The organism is Pseudomonas sp. Irchel 3A5 (assembly GCF_900187575.1).
In the GTDB taxonomy this organism is placed as follows: domain Bacteria; phylum Pseudomonadota; class Gammaproteobacteria; order Pseudomonadales; family Pseudomonadaceae; genus Aquipseudomonas; species Aquipseudomonas folii.
The window spans coordinates 183,073-204,171 of sequence record NZ_FYDU01000015.1; the positions used below are offsets into that span (position 1 = coordinate 183,073).

Sequence of the window (21,099 nt, forward strand, 5' to 3'; positions counted from 1 at the left end):
CAGCTTCCCCTTAACCGCGAGCCTTGGCTGCTGGACGTACAACCAGGTTGCCGCCAGTAGCGCCAGGAACAGCGCCCTTGACCAACAACAGATTGCGTTCAGCGTCCACGCGCACTACTTCCAGGGACTGCACGGTCACGCGCTCAGCGCCCATATGACCGGACATTTTTTTGCCCTTGAATACACGACCAGGAGTCTGGCACTGGCCGATAGAGCCTGGGACGCGGTGGGATACGGAGTTACCGTGGGTGTTATCTTGCCCGCGGAAATTCCAACGCTTGATCGTACCCTGGAAGCCTTTACCCTTGGACTGACCGGTTACATCAACCAGTTGACCAGCAGCGAAGATTTCAGCGTTGATCAGGTCGCCTGCTTGGTACTCGCCTTCTTCAAGACGGAATTCCATGACGGCACGACCAGCGGCAACGTTCGCTTTAGCGAAGTGGCCAGCTTGAGCAGCTGTAACACGCGAAGCACGACGCTCGCCTACAGTGACTTGCACTGCACGATAGCCATCGGTCTCTTCAGTTTTGAACTGGGTGACGCGATTCGGCTCGATCTCAATGACCGTAACCGGAATGGAGACACCTTCTTCGGTGAAAATACGGGTCATACCGCATTTACGACCGACTACACCAATAGTCATGTTGTAAACCTCATGAGTGTACGGGGCTTTCACCCGCTATGGCCGCCCATTTCAGAGCGTTACACGACTAAGACCCAAGTCTTAGCCGAGGCTGATCTGCACTTCCACACCGGCTGCAAGATCAAGCTTCATAAGCGCGTCAACGGTTTTATCCGTTGGCTGGACGATGTCCAGAACGCGTTTATGAGTACGGATCTCGTACTGGTCGCGCGCGTCTTTGTTGACGTGCGGAGAAACCAGAACGGTGAACCGCTCTTTACGTGTCGGCAGTGGGATTGGACCACGCACCTGAGCACCAGTACGTTTCGCGGTTTCCACGATTTCCTGGGTGGATTGGTCGATCAGGCGATGGTCAAAAGCCTTCAACCTGATACGGATTTGCTGGTTTTGCATTGGATTCAGACTCCAGATTGCTGTTCCCACCGAGCGCAATACGCCCGTTAAAAGGAGGCGCAATTCTATAGACGAGGTAACGGGGTGTCAACCCAATAAAAAAAGCCCCCGCAAGCGGAGGCTTTTTTTCAAATCATTGCTTACGCGATGATTTTGGCTACGACGCCGGCGCCGACGGTACGACCGCCTTCACGAATTGCGAAACGCAGACCATCTTCCATTGCGATTGGCTTGATCAGGGTAACGCTAACTTTCACGTTATCACCTGGCATAACCATCTCAACGCCTTCCGGCAGTTCGCAGCTACCAGTTACGTCGGTAGTACGGAAGTAGAACTGTGGACGGTAGCCCTTGAAGAAAGGAGTATGACGACCGCCTTCTTCTTTGCTCAGAACGTAGATTTCAGCTTCGAACTGAGTGTGCGGCTTAACAGTGCCTGGCTTAACCAGAACCTGACCACGCTCAACGTCGTCACGCTTGGTGCCACGCAGCAGAACGCCACAGTTCTCACCAGCACGACCTTCGTCCAGCAGCTTGCGGAACATCTCAACGCCAGTGCAAGTAGTTTTAGTGGTGTCACGCAGACCCACGATCTCTACTTCTTCCTGGATTTTGACGATACCACGCTCAACACGACCGGTAACAACAGTACCGCGACCCGAGATCGAGAATACGTCTTCGATTGGCATCAGGAACGGCTTGTCGATAGCACGAACTGGTTCTGGGATGTAGCTATCCAGAGTTTCAACCAGTTTCTTAACGGCAGTAGTGCCCATCTCGTTGTCGTCTTGGCCGTTCAGAGCCATCAGAGCAGAACCGATGATGATCGGGGTGTCGTCACCTGGGAAGTCGTAAGTGCTCAGCAGATCGCGCACTTCCATCTCAACCAGTTCCAGCAGCTCTGCGTCGTCAACCATGTCAGCCTTGTTCAGGAAGACAACGATGTACGGAACGCCAACCTGACGGGACAGCAGGATGTGCTCGCGAGTCTGAGGCATCGGACCATCAGCAGCCGAACAAACCAGAATAGCGCCGTCCATCTGAGCAGCACCAGTGATCATGTTTTTTACGTAGTCGGCGTGACCTGGGCAGTCAACGTGCGCGTAGTGGCGAACGGCCGAATCGTACTCAACGTGAGCAGTGTTGATGGTGATACCACGAGCCTTTTCTTCTGGCGCGCTGTCGATTTTATCGAAGTCGACTTTAGCCGAACCGAAAACTTCGGAGCAAACGCGAGTCAGAGCAGCAGTCAGAGTGGTTTTACCGTGGTCGACGTGACCGATGGTGCCAACGTTGACGTGCGGTTTGTTACGTTCAAATTTTTCTTTAGCCACGACAGTGAACTCCTAGCCTAAAGGGGCTGAAATCAGCCTTGTTTTTTAACGATAGCTTCGACGACATTCGACGGAGCTTCGGAGTATTTGGAGAATTCCATAGAGTAGCTCGCGCGACCCTGGGACATGGAGCGAACGTCGGTCGCATAACCGAACATCTCACCCAACGGTACTTCGGCGCGAATCACTTTGCCAGAAACCGTATCTTCCATACCCTGGATCAGACCGCGACGACGGTTCAGGTCACCCATCACGTCGCCCATGTAGTCCTCAGGTGTAACAACTTCAACCTTCATGATCGGCTCAAGTACAACACCGCCACCTTTGGTAGCAAGTTGCTTGGTCGCCATGGAGGCTGCCACCTTAAACGCCATCTCGTTGGAGTCGACGTCGTGGTAAGAACCATCGAAAACGGTAGCCTTCAGGCCGATCAGCGGATAGCCGGCAACAACACCGTTCTTCATCTGCTCTTCGATACCCTTCTGGATAGCAGGGATGTATTCCTTAGGAACAACACCACCCACTACTTCGTTTACGAATTGCAGACCTTCCTGACCTTCGTCAGCAGGAGCAAAACGGATCCAGCAATGGCCGAACTGACCACGACCGCCGGACTGACGAACGAACTTGCCTTCGATCTCACAAGCCTTCGTGATTTTCTCACGATAGGAAACCTGTGGTTTACCGATGTTGGCTTCAACGTTGAACTCACGGCGCATCCGGTCAACCAGGATGTCCAAGTGCAACTCGCCCATGCCAGAGATGATCGTTTGACCAGTCTCTTCATCAGTTTTTACACGGAAAGACGGGTCTTCCTGAGCAAGCTTGCCCAGAGCGATACCCATTTTTTCCTGGTCATCCTTGGTCTTAGGCTCAACGGCAACCGAAATAACCGGCTCCGGGAAGTCCATGCGAACCAGAATGATTGGCTTGTCAGCCGAGCAGAGGGTATCACCAGTGGTGACGTCCTTCATGCCGATCAGAGCCGCGATGTCACCAGCGCGAACCTCTTTGATCTCTTCACGTGTGTTCGCGTGCATTTGCACCATACGACCAACACGCTCTTTCTTGCCTTTAACCGAGTTGATCACGCCGTCGCCGGAGCTCAACACGCCCGAGTAAACACGAGCAAAGGTCAAAGTACCCACGAATGGGTCGGTAGCGATCTTGAACGCCAGAGCCGAGAACGGCTCGTTGTCGTCTGCATGACGCTCCATTTCAACAGTCTCGTCATCCGGGTCTGAACCCTTGATGGCAGGAATGTCTACAGGCGCAGGCAGGTACTTGATCACTGCGTCGAGAACCAGGGGAACACCCTTGTTCTTGAAGGAAGAACCGCAAACTGCCAGAACGATTTCGCCAGCGATCGTACGCTGACGCAAAGCGCCTTCAATTTCCGCGATGGTGAGTTCTTCACCCTCGAGGTATTTGTTCATCAGCTCTTCGTTGGCTTCAGCGGCAGCTTCAACCATGTTGCTGCGCCACTCGTCAGCCAGCTCTTGCAGCTCAGCCGGGATAGCTTCGCGACGAGGGGCCATGCCCTTGTCAGCGTCATCCCAGTAAACAGCTTCCATGGTCATCAGATCGATCTGACCCTGGAAATTGTCTTCAGAACCGATAGCCAACTGGATCGGCACCGGAGTGTGACCCAGACGCTGCTTGATCTGACCGATCACGCGCAGGAAGTTCGCACCAGCACGGTCCATCTTGTTTACATAAACAAGACGTGGAACGCCGTATTTGTTGGCTTGACGCCATACGGTTTCCGACTGAGGCTCAACACCCGACGTGCCGCAGAACACAACGACCGCGCCATCGAGTACGCGCAGGGAGCGCTCTACTTCAATGGTGAAGTCAACGTGACCCGGAGTATCGATGATGTTGAAGCGATGTTTCTCGAACTGCTTGACGGAGCCAGCCCAGAATGCCGTCGTAGCAGCGGAAGTAATGGTAATACCCCGCTCCTGCTCTTGCACCATCCAGTCCATGGTCGCGGCGCCATCATGCACCTCGCCCATTTTGTGGTTTACGCCAGTGTAAAAAAGGACGCGCTCAGTGGTGGTGGTTTTACCAGCATCCACGTGAGCAACGATACCGATGTTACGGTAGCGGTTAATCGGAGTAGTACGAGCCATAAAGCCCTCGCAAAATTAGTGACGCTGAAATTAGAAGCGGTAGTGCGAGAAAGCTTTGTTAGCTTCAGCCATACGGTGCACGTCTTCACGCTTCTTAACTGCAGCACCTTTACCTTCAGCGGCGTCCAGCAGTTCGCCAGCCAAACGCAGAGCCATAGACTTCTCACCGCGCTTGCGCGCGAAGTCTACCAGCCAGCGCATCGCCAATGCATTACGACGGGACGGACGAACTTCGACCGGAACCTGGTAAGTAGCACCACCTACACGGCGCGACTTTACTTCGACCAGCGGAGCGATGGCGTCGAGAGCTTTCTCGAAGATTTCCAGGGGATCGCTGTTCTTGCGTTCTTTAACCTTTTCCAGCGCGCCATAAACGATACGCTCGGCAACGGCTTTTTTGCCGCTTTCCATTACGTGGTTCATGAACTTGGCCAGAATTTGGCTTCCGTATTTTGGATCGTCAAGCACTTCGCGCTTGGCTGCTACGCGTCTTCTTGGCATGGATAAGCCCTCAAACGGTCTTCAGGTAGCTCGGGACCACCACTCACTCTGGAGTGCGCCCGACCTTACTCTTATCGACTCAGAAAAATAGAAATCTGCAATTTGTCACAGGAAGCCAAATACTACTTAGGCTTCTTGGTACCGTACTTCGAACGACCCTGGTTACGACCCTTAACGCCGGAAGTATCCAAAGAACCGCGAACGGTGTGATAACGAACACCTGGCAAGTCTTTTACACGACCGCCACGAATCAGTACCACGCTGTGCTCTTGCAGGTTGTGACCTTCACCACCGATGTACGAGGAAACCTCGAAACCGTTGGTCAGGCGCACACGGCATACTTTACGCAGTGCCGAGTTAGGTTTTTTCGGCGTGGTGGTATACACACGAGTGCATACGCCACGACGTTGCGGGCAGTTCTGCAGCGCAGGTACGTCGGATTTCTCGACGATACGCTTGCGCGGCTGACGTACCAGCTGGTTGATAGTTGCCATCTACTAGCTCCACTGTTGTCTTGCGACGCTATTGTCTTGCAAGAAAAGCAAAATGGCAGGACGCGAGTCCCGCCAAATTTAGGGGTACAAGAGTCTAAAGAGGATCCTGTCCCCAGTCAAGACAAAGCCCCGACGTCCTTTCTCGTCCAGCGACAGAATTTATCTGCCGCTTGATGAGCCAGGAGGCCGAGGCCTTACCCTTTAGTTACCGCTTGAGTTCAACGCTTCAGTCAATGCTGCTTCGACTTCGCTCGCGCTCACGCGCAACGGTTTGTCTACTTCACGGCGACGCTTGCGCTCGCTGTGATAAGCCAGACCTGTACCAGCCGGGATCAAACGACCCACAACCACGTTTTCCTTCAGACCGCGCAGATAGTCGCGCTTGCCTGTTACTGCTGCTTCGGTCAGTACGCGGGTTGTCTCTTGGAAAGACGCCGCGGAAATGAACGACTCAGTGGACAACGAAGCCTTGGTGATTCCCAGCAGTACACGGGTGAACTTGGAAACAAATTTCTCTTCCGCGTTCAGACGCTCGTTCTCGACCAGTACGTGAGTCAGCTCCATCTGATCACCTTTGATAAAGGTGGAATCGCCAGATTCGGAGATTTCAACTTTACGCAACATCTGACGCAGGATGGTCTCGATGTGCTTGTCGTTGATCTTCACGCCCTGCAGACGGTAAACGTCTTGGATCTCGTTAACGATGTACTTGGCCAGCGCACTTACACCCAGCAGACGCAGGATATCGTGTGGATCGCTAGGACCGTCAGAGATAACCTCGCCGCGGTTAACCTGTTCGCCTTCAAAGACGTTCAGGTGGCGCCACTTCGGAATCAGCTCTTCGTACGGATCGCTGCCATCGTTCGGGGTAATAACCAGACGACGCTTGCCTTTGGTTTCTTTACCGAATGCAATCGTACCGCTGACCTCTGCAAGGATCGACGCCTCTTTCGGACGACGAGCTTCGAACAAGTCGGCAACACGCGGCAGACCACCGGTGATGTCTCGAGTCTTCGATGTTTCTTGCGGGATACGGGCGATAACATCACCGATCGCAACCTGCACACCATCCGCGACACCAACGAGTGCGTTAGCTGGCAGGAAGTACTGTGCAGGAACATCGGTTCCTGGCAGCAACAGATCCTTACCATCAACACCAACCATTTTCACAGCAGGGCGAATATCTTTGCCAGCTGCTGGACGGTCTTTGGCATCCAGAACTTCAATGTTGGTCATACCGGTCAATTCGTCTGTCTGACGCTTGATCGTGATGCCTTCTTCCATGCCCACGTAGGTCACGGTACCTTTCATTTCGGTAACGATTGGGTGAGTGTGCGGATCCCACTTGGCCACGATCGAACCTGCGTCGACCTTGTCGCCTTCCTTCACCGAAATCACTGCACCGTAAGGCAGCTTGTAACGCTCACGCTCACGACCGTAATCATCAGCGATGGCCAGCTCGCCCGAACGGGACACAGCTACCAGGTGACCGTCTACTCGCTCAACGTGTTTCAGGTTATGCAGGCGAACAGTACCGCCGTTTTTCACCTGAACGCTGTCAGCAGCAGAGGTCCGGCTTGCCGCACCACCGATGTGGAACGTACGCATGGTGAGCTGGGTACCCGGCTCACCGATGGACTGGGCAGCAATTACGCCGACCGCTTCACCGATGTTTACCTGGTGACCACGAGCCAGATCACGGCCGTAGCACTTGGCGCAGATGCCGTAACGGGTTTCACAACTGATCGGCGAACGAACGATTACTTCGTCGATGCTATTCAGCTCGATGAACTCAACCCACTTCTCGTCTACCAGCGTACCGGCAGGCACGATGACTTCGTCGGTGCCAGGCTTGAATACGTCACGGGCGATTACTCGACCCAGTACGCGCTCACCCAACGGCTCAACAACGTCACCGCCTTCAATGTGCGGAGTCATCAGCAGACCGTGTTCGGTACCGCAGTCAACTTCGGTAACAACCAGATCCTGGGCAACGTCAACCAGACGACGAGTCAGATAACCGGAGTTAGCTGTCTTCAACGCGGTATCCGCAAGACCCTTACGAGCACCGTGAGTAGAGATGAAGTACTGAAGTACGCTCAAGCCTTCACGGAAGTTCGCAGTGATCGGCGTCTCAATGATCGAGCCATCCGGCTTGGCCATCAGACCACGCATACCCGCCAGCTGACGAATCTGTGCAGCCGAACCCCGTGCACCGGAGTCAGCCATCATGTACATCGAGTTGAAGGATTCTTGATCAACTTCGACGCCGTGACGGTCGATAACGCGCTCTTTGGACAGGTTCGACATCATCGCTTTCGAGACTTCGTCGTTCGCCTTGGACCAAAGGTCGATCACCTTGTTGTACTTCTCGCCCTGAGTTACCAGGCCCGAAGCGTACTGGCTTTCGATCTCTTTAACTTCTTCAGTAGCCGCGTCGATGATCCGAGCTTTTTCATCAGGGATAACGAAGTCGTTAACACCAATGGAAACACCCGAAATAGTCGAGTAAGCAAAACCGGTGTACATCAACTGGTCAGCGAAGATAACGGTCTCTTTCAAACCAACCACGCGGTAGCACTGGTTGATCAGCTTGGAGATCGCCTTTTTCTTCATTGGCTGGTTGACCACGTCATACGAAAGGCCAGCCGGAACCACCTGGAACAACAGCGCACGGCCGACAGTGGTGTCGACGATACGGGTGTTCTTGACGCTGCCACCATCACGATCGTTGATCGTTTCGTGGATCCGGACTTTAACCTTGGCATGCAGCGCGGCTTCGCCGGCGCGGAATACACGGTCGACTTCCTGCAGATCCGCGAACACACGACCTTCGCCTTTGGCGTTGATCGCTTCACGAGTCATGTAGTACAGACCCAATACAACGTCCTGCGAAGGAACGATGATTGGCTCACCGTTGGCTGGGGACAGAATGTTGTTGGTCGACATCATCAACGCACGCGCTTCGAGCTGGGCTTCCAGCGTCAGCGGTACGTGTACGGCCATCTGGTCGCCGTCGAAGTCGGCGTTGTACGCAGCACAGACCAGAGGGTGCAGCTGGATAGCTTTACCTTCGATCAGTACCGGTTCAAAAGCCTGGATGCCCAGACGGTGAAGCGTTGGCGCACGGTTCAGAAGCACTGGGTGTTCGCGGATAACTTCTGCGAGAACGTCCCAGACTTCCGGCAGCTCGCGCTCAACCATCTTCTTGGCAGCTTTGATGGTCGTGGCGAGGCCACGCATTTCCAGCTTGCCAAAAATGAAAGGCTTGAACAGCTCGAGAGCCATTTTCTTCGGCAGACCGCACTGGTGCAGACGCAGGGTCGGACCAACGGTAATTACCGAACGACCCGAGTAGTCAACACGCTTACCGAGCAAGTTCTGACGGAAACGACCCTGCTTACCTTTGATCATGTCAGCCAGGGATTTCAGAGGACGCTTGTTCGAGCCAGTGATGGCGCGACCGCGACGGCCGTTGTCGAGCAGAGCATCGACAGCTTCCTGCAACATACGCTTTTCGTTGCGCACGATGATGTCCGGAGCGGACAGATCAAGCAGACGCTTCAAACGGTTGTTACGGTTGATCACTCGACGATAAAGATCGTTGAGGTCAGAAGTCGCGAAGCGACCACCGTCCAGCGGAACCAATGGACGCAAATCTGGCGGCAGAACCGGCAGAACGGTCAAAACCATCCACTCAGGCAGGTTACCCGAACCCTGGAAGGCTTCCATCAGCTTCAGACGCTTGGACAGCTTCTTGATCTTGGTTTCGGAGTTGGTTTGCGGAATTTCTTCACGCAGACGACCAATCTCATGCTCCAGATCGATAGCGTGCAGGAGCTCACGAACAGCTTCAGCACCCATGCGGGCGTCGAAGTCATCACCGAACTCTTCCAGCGCTTCGAAGTACTGCTCGTCATTCAGCAGCTGACCCTTTTCAAGGGTGGTCATGCCGGGATCGATTACGACATAGCTCTCGAAATAGAGAACACGTTCGATATCACGCAGGGTCATGTCCATCAACAAGCCGATACGGGACGGCAGTGATTTCAGGAACCAGATGTGGGCAACAGGCGATGCCAGTTCGATGTGAGCCATACGCTCACGACGGACCTTGGCCAGTGCAACTTCAACGCCGCACTTCTCGCAGATCACACCACGGTGTTTCAGGCGCTTGTACTTACCGCACAGGCACTCGTAATCCTTGACCGGGCCAAAAATTTTGGCGCAGAACAAGCCGTCACGTTCAGGTTTGAACGTACGGTAGTTGATGGTTTCCGGCTTTTTAACTTCACCGAACGACCACGAACGGATCATCTCAGGCGATGCCAATCCAATACGGATGGCGTCGAACTCTTCGACTTGACCCTGGTTTTTCAGCAAATTCAGTAGGTCTTTCAAGGCCTTTCCTCCTGGCGGAGCAGAGGGCAGTCATACCGACCCACCCTCGATTCGCGTCACGTGTTATTCGGTTTCCAGATCGATATCGATGCCGAGCGAACGGATTTCTTTGATCAACACGTTGAAAGACTCGGGCATGCCCGGCTCCATACGGTGATCGCCATCCACGATGTTTTTGTACATCTTGGTACGGCCGTTCACATCGTCCGACTTCACTGTGAGCATTTCCTGCAGAGTGTAGGCCGCGCCGTATGCTTCCAGCGCCCACACCTCCATCTCCCCGAAACGCTGACCACCGAACTGAGCCTTACCACCCAGCGGCTGCTGGGTAACGAGGCTGTAAGAACCAGTGGAACGCGCATGCATCTTGTCGTCCACCAAGTGGTTCAGCTTCAGCATGTACATGTAGCCAACAGTAACCGGACGCTCAAACTTGTTGCCGGTGCGACCATCGAACAGCTGCATCTGGCCGCTCTCTGGCATATCTGCCAGTTTAAGCATTGCCTTGATTTCAACTTCCTTGGCACCGTCGAACACTGGCGTAGCCATTGGCACACCATTACGCAGGTTCTTCGCCAGATCCAGGATTTCTTTATCGCTAAAGTCCTCCAGCTTCTCTTGACGGCCACCGATCTCGTTATAGATCTCGGTCAGGAACTTACGCAGTTCAGCAACTTTACGCTGCTCCTCGAGCATGCGGTTGATCTTCTCGCCCAAGCCCTTGGCCGCCAGGCCCAGGTGAGTTTCGAGAATCTGACCAACGTTCATACGCGAAGGTACGCCCAACGGGTTGAGAACGATATCGACCGGCGTGCCATTGGCATCGTGCGGCATATCCTCAACCGGCATGATCACGGAGACCACACCCTTGTTACCGTGACGACCGGCCATCTTGTCGCCCGGCTGGATGCGACGACGGATTGCCAGGTAAACCTTGACGATTTTCAGAACGCCTGGAGCCAGGTCATCGCCCTGCTGCAGCTTGCGTTTCTTGTCTTCGAACTTGTCATCCAGAAGACGGCGACGATCAACGATGTAAGCCTGAGCTTTCTCGAGCTGCTCATTCAGAGCATCTTCAGCCATGCGCAGTTTGAACCACTGGCCGTGCTCAAGACCGTCGAGAACTTCGTCGGTGATGTCCTGGCCTTTCTTCAAGCCAGCGCCGCCTTCGACCTTACGGCCAACCAGAGCGGAACGCAGACGTTCGAAAGTAGCGCCTTCAACGATACGGAACTCTTCGTTCAAGTCCTTGCGGATCTCGTCCAGCTGAGTCTTCTCGATGGACAGTGCGCGAGCGTCACGCTCAACACCATCACGGGTGAAGACCTGAACGTCAATGACAGTACCTTTGGTACCGGTAGGTACGCGCAGGGATGTGTCTTTAACGTCGCTTGCCTTCTCACCGAAGATAGCGCGCAGCAGTTTTTCTTCTGGCGTGAGTTGGGTCTCGCCTTTAGGCGTGACCTTACCTACCAGAATGTCGCCAGCACCAACCTCGGCACCTACGTAAACGATACCGGCTTCGTCCAGTTTGTTCAGTGCAGCTTCACCCACGTTCGGGATGTCTGCAGTGATTTCTTCAGGCCCAAGCTTGGTGTCACGTGCCACACAGGTCAGTTCCTGAATGTGGATCGTGGTGAAACGATCTTCCTGAACAACACGCTCGGACAGGCAGATGGAGTCTTCGAAGTTGAAGCCGTTCCATGCCATGAACGCGATGCGCATGTTCTGACCCAGAGCCAGCTCACCCATATCGGTGGACGGACCATCAGCCATGATGTCGCTACGCTCAACACGATCACCTTTGCTCACCAGCGGACGCTGGTTGATGCAGGTGTTCTGGTTGGAGCGGGTGTACTTGGTCAGGTTGTAGATGTCGACACCAGCTTCACCGGTTTCAACTTCATCATCAGCAACACGAACCACGATACGGCTTGCATCAACAGAGTCGATAACGCCGCCACGACGAGCCACGACGCAAACGCCGGAGTCGCGAGCCACGTTGCGCTCCATGCCAGTACCTACCAGCGGCTTGTCAGCACGCAGAGTAGGAACAGCCTGACGCTGCATGTTGGAACCCATCAACGCACGGTTGGCGTCGTCGTGCTCGAGGAACGGGATCAGCGAGGCCGCAACCGAAACTACCTGCTTCGGCGATACGTCCATCAATGTCACGTCTTCTGGAGCCTTGACGGTGAACTCGTTCAAGTGACGTACAGCAACCAGCTCGTCGATCAGGACCTTCTTGTCGTTCATCGCCGCAGAAGCCTGGGCGATGACGTGGTCGGCCTCCTCAATTGCAGAGAGGAAAACGATTTCGTCAGTTACCAGAGCGTCTTTAACAACACGGTACGGGCTCTCGAGGAAGCCGTACTGGTTGGTGCGCGCATAAGCAGCCAAGGAGTTGATCAGACCGATGTTCGGACCTTCCGGCGTCTCAATCGGGCATACACGACCGTAGTGAGTCGGGTGTACGTCACGAACTTCAAAGCCAGCACGCTCACGAGTCAGACCACCAGGGCCGAGTGCAGATACACGACGCTTGTGCGTGATCTCGGACAGCGGGTTGTTCTGGTCCATGAACTGGGAAAGCTGGCTGGAACCGAAGAACTCTTTAACCGCTGCGGCAACTGGCTTGGCGTTGATCAGATCCTGAGGCATCAGGCCTTCACTTTCTGCCATCGACAGACGCTCTTTGACTGCACGCTCAACACGTACCAAGCCAACGCGGAACTGGTTTTCAGCCATTTCGCCAACACAACGAACACGACGGTTACCCAAGTGGTCGATGTCGTCGACGATGCCTTTACCGTTACGGATATCAACCAGCGTCTTGAGAACGGCGACGATATCTTCTTTGCACAGAACCCCAGAGCCTTCGATCTCGGTGCGACCGATACGACGGTTGAACTTCATCCGGCCTACAGCAGAGAGGTCATAGCGCTCCGGGCTGAAGAACAGATTGTTGAACAGGGTTTCTGCTGCGTCCTTGGTAGGCGGCTCGCCTGGACGCATCATGCGGTAGATCTCGACCAGAGCTTCGAGCTGATTGCTGGTCGAATCGATTTTCAGCGTATCCGAAACAAATGGACCGCAGTCGATATCGTTGGTGTACAACGTTTCGATACGAACGACCTGCGCCTTGGCGACTTTAGCCAGGATCTCGGTGTTCAGCTCGGTGTTGCACTCAGCAATGATCTCGCCAGTGGCTGGATGCACGATTACCTTGGCAGTGGTGCGACCCAGGACGTAGTCCAAAGGCACTTCCAGTTGCTTGATACCGGCTTTTTCCAGCTGGTTGATATGACGAGCAGTAATACGGCGACCTTGCTCGACAATAACCTTGCCTTTGTCATCCAGGATATCCAGGACGGCAATTTCACCGCGCAGACGCTGAGGAACCAGTTCCAGACTGAGATTCTCACCGTGAACGTGGAACACGTTGGTGGTGTAGAAAGCATCCAGGACTTGTTCTGTCGTGTAGCCAAGCGCGCGCAGCAATACAGAAGCAGGCAGCTTGCGACGACGGTCGATACGGACGAATACACAGTCCTTTGGATCGAACTCGAAGTCCAGCCACGAACCACGGTAAGGAATGATGCGAGCGGAATAAAGCAGCTTGCCGGAGCTGTGCGTCTTGCCGCGGTCGTGGTCAAAGAACACGCCCGGGGAACGGTGCAGCTGGGAAACGATAACGCGCTCGGTACCATTGATAACAAAGGTGCCGTTCTCAGTCATCAGGGGGATTTCACCCATGTAGACTTCTTGCTCTTTGATGTCCTTGATCGCTTTGTTCGACGATTCTTTGTCGAAAATGATCAAACGGACTTTTACTCGCAGAGGTACAGCGTAAGTCACACCGCGCAGCACGCACTCTTTGACATCAAATGCCGGTTCGCCCAAGCGATAACCTACATACTCCAGCGCAGCATTGCCGGAGTAGCTGATGATCGGGAAAACGGATTTGAAGGCTGCATGCAGACCGACGTCGCGGAACTGATCTTTGGTAGCTCCCGCTTGCAGGAATTCGCGATACGAATCCAGCTGGATGGCCAGGAGATACGGCACATCCATTACGTCCGGCAACTTGCTAAAGTCCTTGCGGATACGTTTTTTCTCAGTATATGAGTAAGCCATCAGCGTTCCCCAGCTTGGTCACCTGCTTGTTTGGCTCCTCCCGACGGGAGCAGCCAGAAAATCGTGCAAACCCCTTGGTTTGCGCCACCATTCCGGTGGTTTTACACGTTATGGATGCCGGCCGAGCCAGTCATCTATAACGGAAAAAGGCCGGTGGCAAGAGCCACCAGCCATCAGCCTTTCGCTTAACGCTTGGGCTGGACACTCAAGGTCGATACTTACTTCAGCTCGACTTTAGCGCCTGCTTCTTCCAGCGTAGCTTTGGCTTTGTCAGCAGCGTCTTTCGCAACTGCTTCCAGAACCATAGCCGGTGCGCCGTCAACTACAGCCTTGGCTTCTTTCAAGCCCAGACCGGTCAGCTCACGTACAGCCTTGATGACGTTAACTTTCTTCTCGCCAGCTTCCAGCAGCATGACGTTGAATTCAGTTTGCTCTTCAACAACAGCGGCAGCAGCAGCTGGACCAGCAGAAGCAGCAGCGGCAGTAACACCGAACTTTTCTTCGAATGCTTTGATCAGCTCAACAACCTGCAGAACGGACATTTCGCCAACTGCGTTGAGGATATCGTCTTGAGAGATAGACATGAATCTAATTCCTGAATTGGGGGACGGCCTACGCGACCATCGAAATAAACAAAAATACGCGAAAGAAGGTACGGAGCCTTAGGCTGCGGTAGCTTCTTTTTGGTCGCGAATAGCCGCCAGAGTACGAGCCAATTTGCTGGTAGCGCCTTGAATCACGCTCATCAGCTGGGAAATTGCTTCGTCACGGGTCGGCAAGGTTGCCAGTACGTCGATCTGATTAGCTGCGAGGAACTTGCCCTCGAACGCAGCTGCCTTGATCTCGAACTTATCCTGACCCTTGGCAAACTCTTTGAACAAACGGGCAGCAGCGCCAGGATGCTCGTTAGAGAATGCAATCAGGGTCGGGCCTGTGAACGCGTCGTTGAGGACACTGAAATCAGTACCTTCAACAGCACGCTTGAGCAGTGTGTTACGTACAACACGTACGTAGACACCAGCTTCACGAGCCTCTTTACGGAGTCCGGTCATTGCGCCTACTGTCACGCCACGGGCATCAGCCACGACAGCAGACAGAGCGACTTTGGCAGCCTCGTTGACTTCAGCGACGATGGCCTTCTTGTCTTCGAGTTTAATTGCCACGGGTTTAACTCCTGCTTGTTACCGTTTCATCTGACCTGAGCCAAATGTCGTTTTGGTGTCTGATTCGGTAAGGAACCGGGAGCACCATCTGCGTAGGCTTGTATTTTAAGACTTGCGCCGCCTACGGTCTTGGATAGCCCCCGCCAGGCAGGGACCCCAATTTTTTCATTGGTGCGGCAAGCGCACCAATTTGTCTTACGCGTCCAGGGAACCCTGGTCGATCACCAGGCCAGGGCCCATAGTGGTGCTCAAGGTTACGCGCTTAACGTAGATGCCTTTCGAGGAAGCTGGCTTGATACGCTTAAGATCAGCGATCAGGGCTTCAACGTTTTCTTTCAGCTTGACTGCGTCGAAACCGACCTTGCCAACTGAAGTGTGGATGATGCCGTTTTTGTCGGTGCGATAACGAACCTGACCAGCCTTGGCATTCTTGACGGCGTTAGCAACGTCAGGAGTAACAGTGCCGACTTTAGGGTTAGGCATCAGGCCGCGAGGACCGAGGATCTGACCCAACTGACCAACAACACGCATCGCGTCCGGGGAAGCGATAACGACGTCATAGTTCAGATCGCCGCCTTTCATTTCGGCAGCCAGATCGTCCATACCAACGCGATCAGCGCCGGCAGCCAGAGCGGCTTCTGCAGCAGGACCCTGGGTGAACACAGCAACGCGAACGGTCTTGCCAGTGCCGTGTGGCAGCACGGTAGCGCTACGAACAACCTGGTCAGATTTACGCGGATCAACGCCGAGGTTTACAGCAACGTCTACAGACTCGCTGAACTTGACGGTCGACAGCTCGGCCAGCAAGGTAGCTGCGTCGGTGAAGCTGTAAGATTTGCCCGGCTCGATTTTAGCCGCGATAGCTTTTTGGCGCTTGGTCAGCTTAGCCATTACACACCCTCCACGTTAAGGCCCATGCTACGAGCGGAACCGGCGATGGTACGCACGGCCGCTTCCATGTCAGCAGCAGTCAGATCCGCATTTTTTGCTTTGGCGATATCTTCCAGCTGTGCACGAGTCACGGTGCCAACTTTAACGGTGTTCGGACGTGCCGAACCGCTAGTCAAACCAGCAGCTTTCTTCAGCAGAACCGAAGCAGGGGTGCTCTTTGTTTCGAAAGTGAAGCTACGGTCGCTATAGACAGTGATGATCACTGGAGTCGGCAGACCTGGCTCAAGACCCTGAGTACGGGCGTTGAAGGCCTTGCAGAATTCCATGATGTTCACGCCATGCTGACCCAGGGCCGGACCAACTGGCGGGCTTGGGTTAGCTTGAGCAGCTTTCACTTGCAGCTTGATGTAAGCGGTAATTTTCTTGGCCATGAGGCACTCCAATTACGGGTTCAAACGCCAATCAAGGCTCCCCGGTTACTTGCACGTTTATCCCAGTGACGAAAAAACCCCACAGCCTACGGCTACGGGGTATGGGATTCTCGCTCAGTTAGACCTTTTCGACCTGACTGAACTCCAGCTCCACAGGAGTAGAGCGACCGAAAATGAGCACTGCAACTTGAATGCGGCTCTTCTCGTAGTTAACTTCTTCGACCGTGCCATTGAAATCTGCAAATGGACCGTCTGTGACGCGAACCACTTCACCCGGCTCAAAAAGAGTCTTGGGTTTAGGCTTGTCGCTGCCATCAGCCACGCGACGAAGAATCGCGTCAGCTTCTTTATCTGTAATAGGTGCAGGCTTGTCAGCCGTACCACCAATGAAGCCCATGACACGAGGAGTGTCCTTGACCAAGTGCCAAGTACCTTCATTCATGTCCATCTGGACCAGCACATAACCTGGAAAGAATTTACGCTCGCTTTTGCGCTTCTGGCCGTTACGCATTTCCACCACTTCTTCAGTGGGAACCAGAATTTCGCCGAAGCCATCTTCCATGCCAGCCAGCTTCACACGCTCGATCAACGAGCGCATTACATGCTTTTCGTAACCCGAATAAGCATGCACTACGTACCAACGCTTAGCCACGGGACACCCTTAGCCAACAATCAAGGAAACAAGCCAACCGAGCAGGGAATCAAGCCCCCACAACAGCAACGCCATAACCAGAACAACAGCCACAACAATCAACGTGGTCTGAGTGGTTTCTTGGCGAGTCGGCCAAACGACTTTGCGAATTTCAGCACGAGCTTCCTTAGCCAAAACAAAGAAAGCCTTGCCTCTAGCAGTCTGCAAACCAACAAATGCAGCAACCCCAGCCAGCACAAGCAGGACCAGGACGCGATACAAAATAGGTTGAGCTGAGTAGTATTGATTACCGACAACCCCAACCACTACCAGAGCGACCACAACCAGCCACTTGAGCAGATCGAAGCGAGATTCTTGGGCTTCAGCCTTGAGAGTCATCTACGATAATCCTGTGAAAAGAAAGCCAGATACAATCTAGTGAATCTGGCAGGTCAGGAGGGAATCGAACCCCCAACCTACGGTTTTGGAGACCGTCGCTCTGCCAATTGAGCTACTGACCTAAAAGCAAAATCAGGCCGACCAATATGCCAGCCCAACAAGAATTTTTCAACAGCCTTTTGATCCAGCCCTCACACCGCACCCAACAGGGAAAGCGTATATAGCCAATGGCGGATCAACCAATCGCTTCGAAATGACAGCAAAACGATCAGTAAAACAAAGGCAGATATTTTCATATCTGCCTTTATAATGGAGCTCTTGAGCGGATTTGAACCGCTGACCTCACCCTTACCAAGGGTGTGCTCTACCAACTGAGCTACAAGAGCAAACTCTTTGGACATACAGCAAATCTGGAGCGGGTAGCGGGAATCGAACCCGCATCATCAGCTTGGAAGGCTGAGGTTCTACCACTAAACTATACCCGCCTAACTTGCTGCACAGCCTGAAATATGGTGGAGGGAGAAGGATTCGAACCTTCGAAGTCGTAGACGTCAGATTTACAGTCTGATCCCTTTGGCCGCTCGGGAACCCCTCCTGAACGAGGCAGCATTCTCAACTCATGCTACCCTTCTGTCAACCTTTTTCTCAGTAAAAACCTGAGGTTACATGCGTTGACGGTCACTTTGCAGCTTTGGACAAATTATCAAGCACTGCGAAGCGGGCGCCATTCTATGCAAACTACTCTCCGGTTGCAATGCCTTCGCACAACATTATTTTGCTTTTTAGTTCAGGGAAATCTTGAGAGAGCCCGCTCAGGAGACTATCCCCGACGAGTCGACGACTAGCAGGATCTATTTTGACCCAGTACGTACTAACACCACCAAGATGCTGCACATGAAATTGCGTCTGAACATCCAGACTCATGAGTCTTTGCTCAACCGTACGAGCTTCATCCTGCCGAAGGAAGCCACCGAGATACAGGCACTTGTCTTGAGCCTCTCGATCTGACGCTTGATCGCTCTGAGCACCGGATTCACTTAGCAGATGAATATTCTGCTGCTCAGCGCGATGCAGGGACAATGGCAAAACCTCTTTAGCTCTCAGCGGAGCTTCCTGCTGATGCCACACGTAGTAAAAGCCATTCAGCATCAGCAGTAAAAGAAACAACCACCGCATAGAAACCTCAGAGCAAAGGACAGGCTAATGCGAGGCCGACAAACACCAGGTCAGGCACGAGCTTCGCACCGGGCGTAACGTCCTTGACCAGATCCGCATCCCCCCCGGTTACGAAGACAACAAAGTCATCCCCCCAATACTGATGTGCAAGCTCCAGCTGAGATACAGCAAAGCCTCTCAACATCAGGGTACACCCCCGTTCCACAGCTTCTGCGGTCGAGCGCCCCGGAGCGAAGCTGGAATGCGCTTCTTCAGCCGCCGCGTCATCATATCGAATACGACGTGTATGAGTTTTCAGCTGCCCGCGCATCAACGGCATACCGGGACAGATAAATCCCCCAAGATGCTCTCCCTGCGCATCAACGAAGTCCGAGGTTACCGCTGTACCCAAATCAAGCACCAAGCATGACCTCCCGACAGTCGCGTAAGCGCCTACCAGCGCCAACCATCGATCAAGGCCGAGGCGCTCATAGGCCTCATAACCATTCCTCACACCCGCCAGCACCCTGGCCGAGCTCGCACATTGAGTCTGAAGGCCAAATGACTCCGTAATCGCAAGAGCCAGCTTCTGTGTCTCCTCCTCATTACGGACACTCACCATGCGACTATGCCGAAGACTCAACCCGGGAATTGAAGCGATAGCATCAACGAGCTTCTCATCAGAGTCGACAACGCCACCCGCCACAACGACTGGTAGCCCTTGCCGGATAACACGCCACTTTATGAAGCTATTCCCACAATCCAGCTCAAGTATCATTACGCAACCTCAAGCTGAGCTCTCCACCACTGAACACTTTTTCGTCGCTCCCAACCTGCAATCGCAACCCGCCCTGTGGATCAATACCCAGAACGACACCCTCGACTGCCTGATTACCCGCAAGCAGACTGACAGCGCTGCCTTGCCACAGGTGATTAGCTTCCCACTCAGACTTGAATACCTCAAAGCCCGAGACCTGATGCACTGATAAATACTCTTCGATATTGCGGGTCAGCTTACCCGCGAGCTCATTACGGCTCGCCATCGATCCGACCTCCAATCTCAAGGAGGTCCACAGCTGGTCAACTTCCTCCGTCGCACGCATATTTACATTAATACCAATGCCAATAATCACGTGACAGACATCTGCAGGATCACCCACCAGTTCCAACAGTATTCCGGCAATCTTGCGACGCCCTACCAGGACATCGTTGGGCCACTTTAAACCCGCACTTTGAACACCCATCTCGCGTAGCGTTCTTAAAACCGCGAGACCAATCAACAGACTCATCCCTTCCAACTGACGCATTCCACCGTCAATACGTAGCGCCAGGCTGTAGTAGATGTTCTCACCAAAAGGACTGACCCACTTGCGCCCTCGACGGCCGCGACCGGCAGTCTGACGCTCCGCCAAGACAATAAACGGTGGCGGGGAATTATCAGCGATCAGCTTTACAGCCGCGGCGTTGGTTGAACCTATTGAATCGTAGATGACAACAGGCCAGGCACCCGCCCTGCCAGCGACAGCAGATATCTCATCAGCATCCAGAAGGGCTATAGGGCTCTCCAGCCTATAGCCACGCCCCTTGACCTTATGAACACCTATATCCAGCTCAGACTCCAGCTGCTGGAGCTGCTTCCACACAGAAGTCCGACTCACTCCGAGAGCCTCACCCAGAGCCTGCCCGGAACGAAATTTCCCATCCTGAAGGAGCTTTAACAACGTCAGCATTTAAAGGTCGCCATTCAATAAGGCTCGCATCATAGCCACGCAAACCGAAGATGCATAGAAACGGCTTATGGTTATTTCGGAACGGAGCGGGCGGCGAGGCGATGGCCAGACAGGAAGCGGCGGCGCAGCCTGGCGATGCTCGTAGAAGCGGCTTTAGCCGCGAGGCGCAGTCATCCAAACAGATAAGCGTCGGGACAGATGACGCTCTCCCGAATAAATTCGGTCCTACCGAGGTTGGCATGGGCATTGGACCGGTAGGAGCGAACTTGTTCGCGAGGGGGGATGTACATCCGCAGTCTGTGTATCGCCTGACAGGCAGTCCTCCCGAATGAATTCGGTCCTACCGAGGTTGGCGCATGAATGCCGGACGGTAGGAGCGAACTTGTTCGCGAGGAGGATGGTACATCCGCAGCCTGTGTATCGCCTGAAATGCAGCCCTCCCGAATGAATTCGGTCCTACCAAGGTTGGCCAGAGCGCGCGCATAACCCGCTAATTTTTTCAGGCACACAAACAAAACCCCTGAACGCGTAAGCGATCAGGGGTTCTGGAATTTAATCTTGACGATGACCTACTCTCACATGGGGAAACCCCACACTACCATCGGCGATACATCGTTTCACTACTGAGTTCGGGATGGGATCAGGTGGTTCCAATGCT

General features: G+C 53.8%; 17 protein-coding genes, 4 tRNA genes and 1 rRNA gene. All 22 read right to left on the minus strand.

Annotated elements, in window-relative coordinates:
* Window positions 1–10: 10 nt before the first annotated feature.
* Window positions 11–646 carry a 50S ribosomal protein L3 gene (gene rplC, locus CKW31_RS23375; RefSeq protein ID WP_027898301.1) on the minus strand — a complete coding sequence of 212 codons (636 nt, stop codon included), beginning with the start codon at window positions 644–646 and terminating at the stop codon, window positions 11–13.
* 81 nt (window positions 647–727) lie between these two features.
* A complete protein-coding gene (gene rpsJ / locus CKW31_RS23380; RefSeq protein WP_003186070.1) occupies window positions 728–1,039 on the minus strand; it encodes a 30S ribosomal protein S10 in 312 nt (103 codons plus the stop codon).
* 140 nt (window positions 1,040–1,179) lie between these two features.
* Window positions 1,180–2,373, minus strand: a complete 1,194-nt coding sequence (tuf, locus tag CKW31_RS23385; protein ID WP_027898300.1) for an elongation factor Tu — start codon at window positions 2,371–2,373, stop codon at window positions 1,180–1,182.
* A 32-nt stretch (window positions 2,374–2,405) separates the two neighbouring features.
* Complete coding sequence (gene fusA / locus CKW31_RS23390) at window positions 2,406–4,508, minus strand: elongation factor G (protein ID WP_027898299.1); 2,103 nt, start codon at window positions 4,506–4,508, stop codon at window positions 2,406–2,408.
* Between the two features lie 30 nt (window positions 4,509–4,538).
* Window positions 4,539–5,009: a 30S ribosomal protein S7 gene (rpsG, locus tag CKW31_RS23395; RefSeq protein WP_002555493.1), complete on the minus strand. Its 471-nt coding sequence runs from the start codon at window positions 5,007–5,009 to the stop codon at window positions 4,539–4,541.
* Between the two features lie 122 nt (window positions 5,010–5,131).
* Window positions 5,132–5,503 carry a 30S ribosomal protein S12 gene (rpsL, locus tag CKW31_RS23400; protein WP_002555494.1) on the minus strand — a complete coding sequence of 124 codons (372 nt, stop codon included), beginning with the start codon at window positions 5,501–5,503 and terminating at the stop codon, window positions 5,132–5,134.
* 201 nt (window positions 5,504–5,704) lie between these two features.
* Window positions 5,705–9,904 (minus strand): DNA-directed RNA polymerase subunit beta', encoded by a 4,200-nt coding sequence (rpoC, locus tag CKW31_RS23405; RefSeq protein WP_027898298.1) that lies wholly within the window; start codon window positions 9,902–9,904, stop codon window positions 5,705–5,707.
* A 63-nt stretch (window positions 9,905–9,967) separates the two neighbouring features.
* Window positions 9,968–14,041 (minus strand): DNA-directed RNA polymerase subunit beta, encoded by a 4,074-nt coding sequence (gene rpoB, locus CKW31_RS23410; RefSeq protein WP_095100567.1) that lies wholly within the window; start codon window positions 14,039–14,041, stop codon window positions 9,968–9,970.
* 218 nt (window positions 14,042–14,259) lie between these two features.
* Window positions 14,260–14,625 (minus strand): 50S ribosomal protein L7/L12, encoded by a 366-nt coding sequence (gene rplL, locus CKW31_RS23415; protein WP_032626521.1) that lies wholly within the window; start codon window positions 14,623–14,625, stop codon window positions 14,260–14,262.
* A 78-nt stretch (window positions 14,626–14,703) separates the two neighbouring features.
* Window positions 14,704–15,204 (minus strand): 50S ribosomal protein L10, encoded by a 501-nt coding sequence (gene rplJ / locus CKW31_RS23420; RefSeq protein ID WP_027898295.1) that lies wholly within the window; start codon window positions 15,202–15,204, stop codon window positions 14,704–14,706.
* A gap of 195 nt (window positions 15,205–15,399) precedes the next feature.
* Window positions 15,400–16,095 carry a 50S ribosomal protein L1 gene (rplA, locus tag CKW31_RS23425; protein WP_032626524.1) on the minus strand — a complete coding sequence of 232 codons (696 nt, stop codon included), beginning with the start codon at window positions 16,093–16,095 and terminating at the stop codon, window positions 15,400–15,402.
* A complete protein-coding gene (gene rplK / locus CKW31_RS23430) occupies window positions 16,095–16,526 on the minus strand; it encodes a 50S ribosomal protein L11 (protein WP_020290713.1) in 432 nt (143 codons plus the stop codon). The genes rplA and rplK overlap by 1 nt, the downstream gene beginning before the upstream one ends.
* Before the next feature lie 118 nt (window positions 16,527–16,644).
* Window positions 16,645–17,178, minus strand: coding sequence for a transcription termination/antitermination protein NusG (gene nusG, locus CKW31_RS23435; protein ID WP_020290714.1), 534 nt, complete (start codon window positions 17,176–17,178; stop codon window positions 16,645–16,647).
* A gap of 9 nt (window positions 17,179–17,187) precedes the next feature.
* The gene (gene secE, locus CKW31_RS23440; RefSeq protein WP_087267420.1) at window positions 17,188–17,556 is read right to left on the minus strand and encodes a preprotein translocase subunit SecE; all 369 of its coding nucleotides are present in this window, start codon (window positions 17,554–17,556) and stop codon (window positions 17,188–17,190) included.
* Between the two features lie 46 nt (window positions 17,557–17,602).
* A tRNA-Trp gene (locus tag CKW31_RS23445) sits at window positions 17,603–17,678 on the minus strand.
* A 188-nt stretch (window positions 17,679–17,866) separates the two neighbouring features.
* Window positions 17,867–17,942, minus strand: a tRNA-Thr gene (locus tag CKW31_RS23450).
* 25 nt (window positions 17,943–17,967) lie between these two features.
* Window positions 17,968–18,041, minus strand: a tRNA-Gly gene (locus CKW31_RS23455).
* A gap of 25 nt (window positions 18,042–18,066) precedes the next feature.
* A tRNA-Tyr gene (locus tag CKW31_RS23460) sits at window positions 18,067–18,151 on the minus strand.
* Between the two features lie 143 nt (window positions 18,152–18,294).
* Entirely contained in the window at window positions 18,295–18,732 is a 438-nt protein-coding gene (locus CKW31_RS30145; protein ID WP_095100569.1) for a hypothetical protein, read from the minus strand.
* Between the two features lie 7 nt (window positions 18,733–18,739).
* Window positions 18,740–19,489, minus strand: a complete 750-nt coding sequence (locus CKW31_RS23470; RefSeq protein ID WP_095100571.1) for a pantothenate kinase — start codon at window positions 19,487–19,489, stop codon at window positions 18,740–18,742.
* Complete coding sequence (birA, locus tag CKW31_RS23475) at window positions 19,479–20,441, minus strand: bifunctional biotin--[acetyl-CoA-carboxylase] ligase/biotin operon repressor BirA (protein WP_095100573.1); 963 nt, start codon at window positions 20,439–20,441, stop codon at window positions 19,479–19,481. The genes CKW31_RS23470 and birA overlap by 11 nt, the downstream gene beginning before the upstream one ends.
* 556 nt (window positions 20,442–20,997) lie before the next feature.
* A 5S ribosomal RNA gene (gene rrf / locus CKW31_RS23485) occupies window positions 20,998–21,099 on the minus strand; the annotation flags it as partial.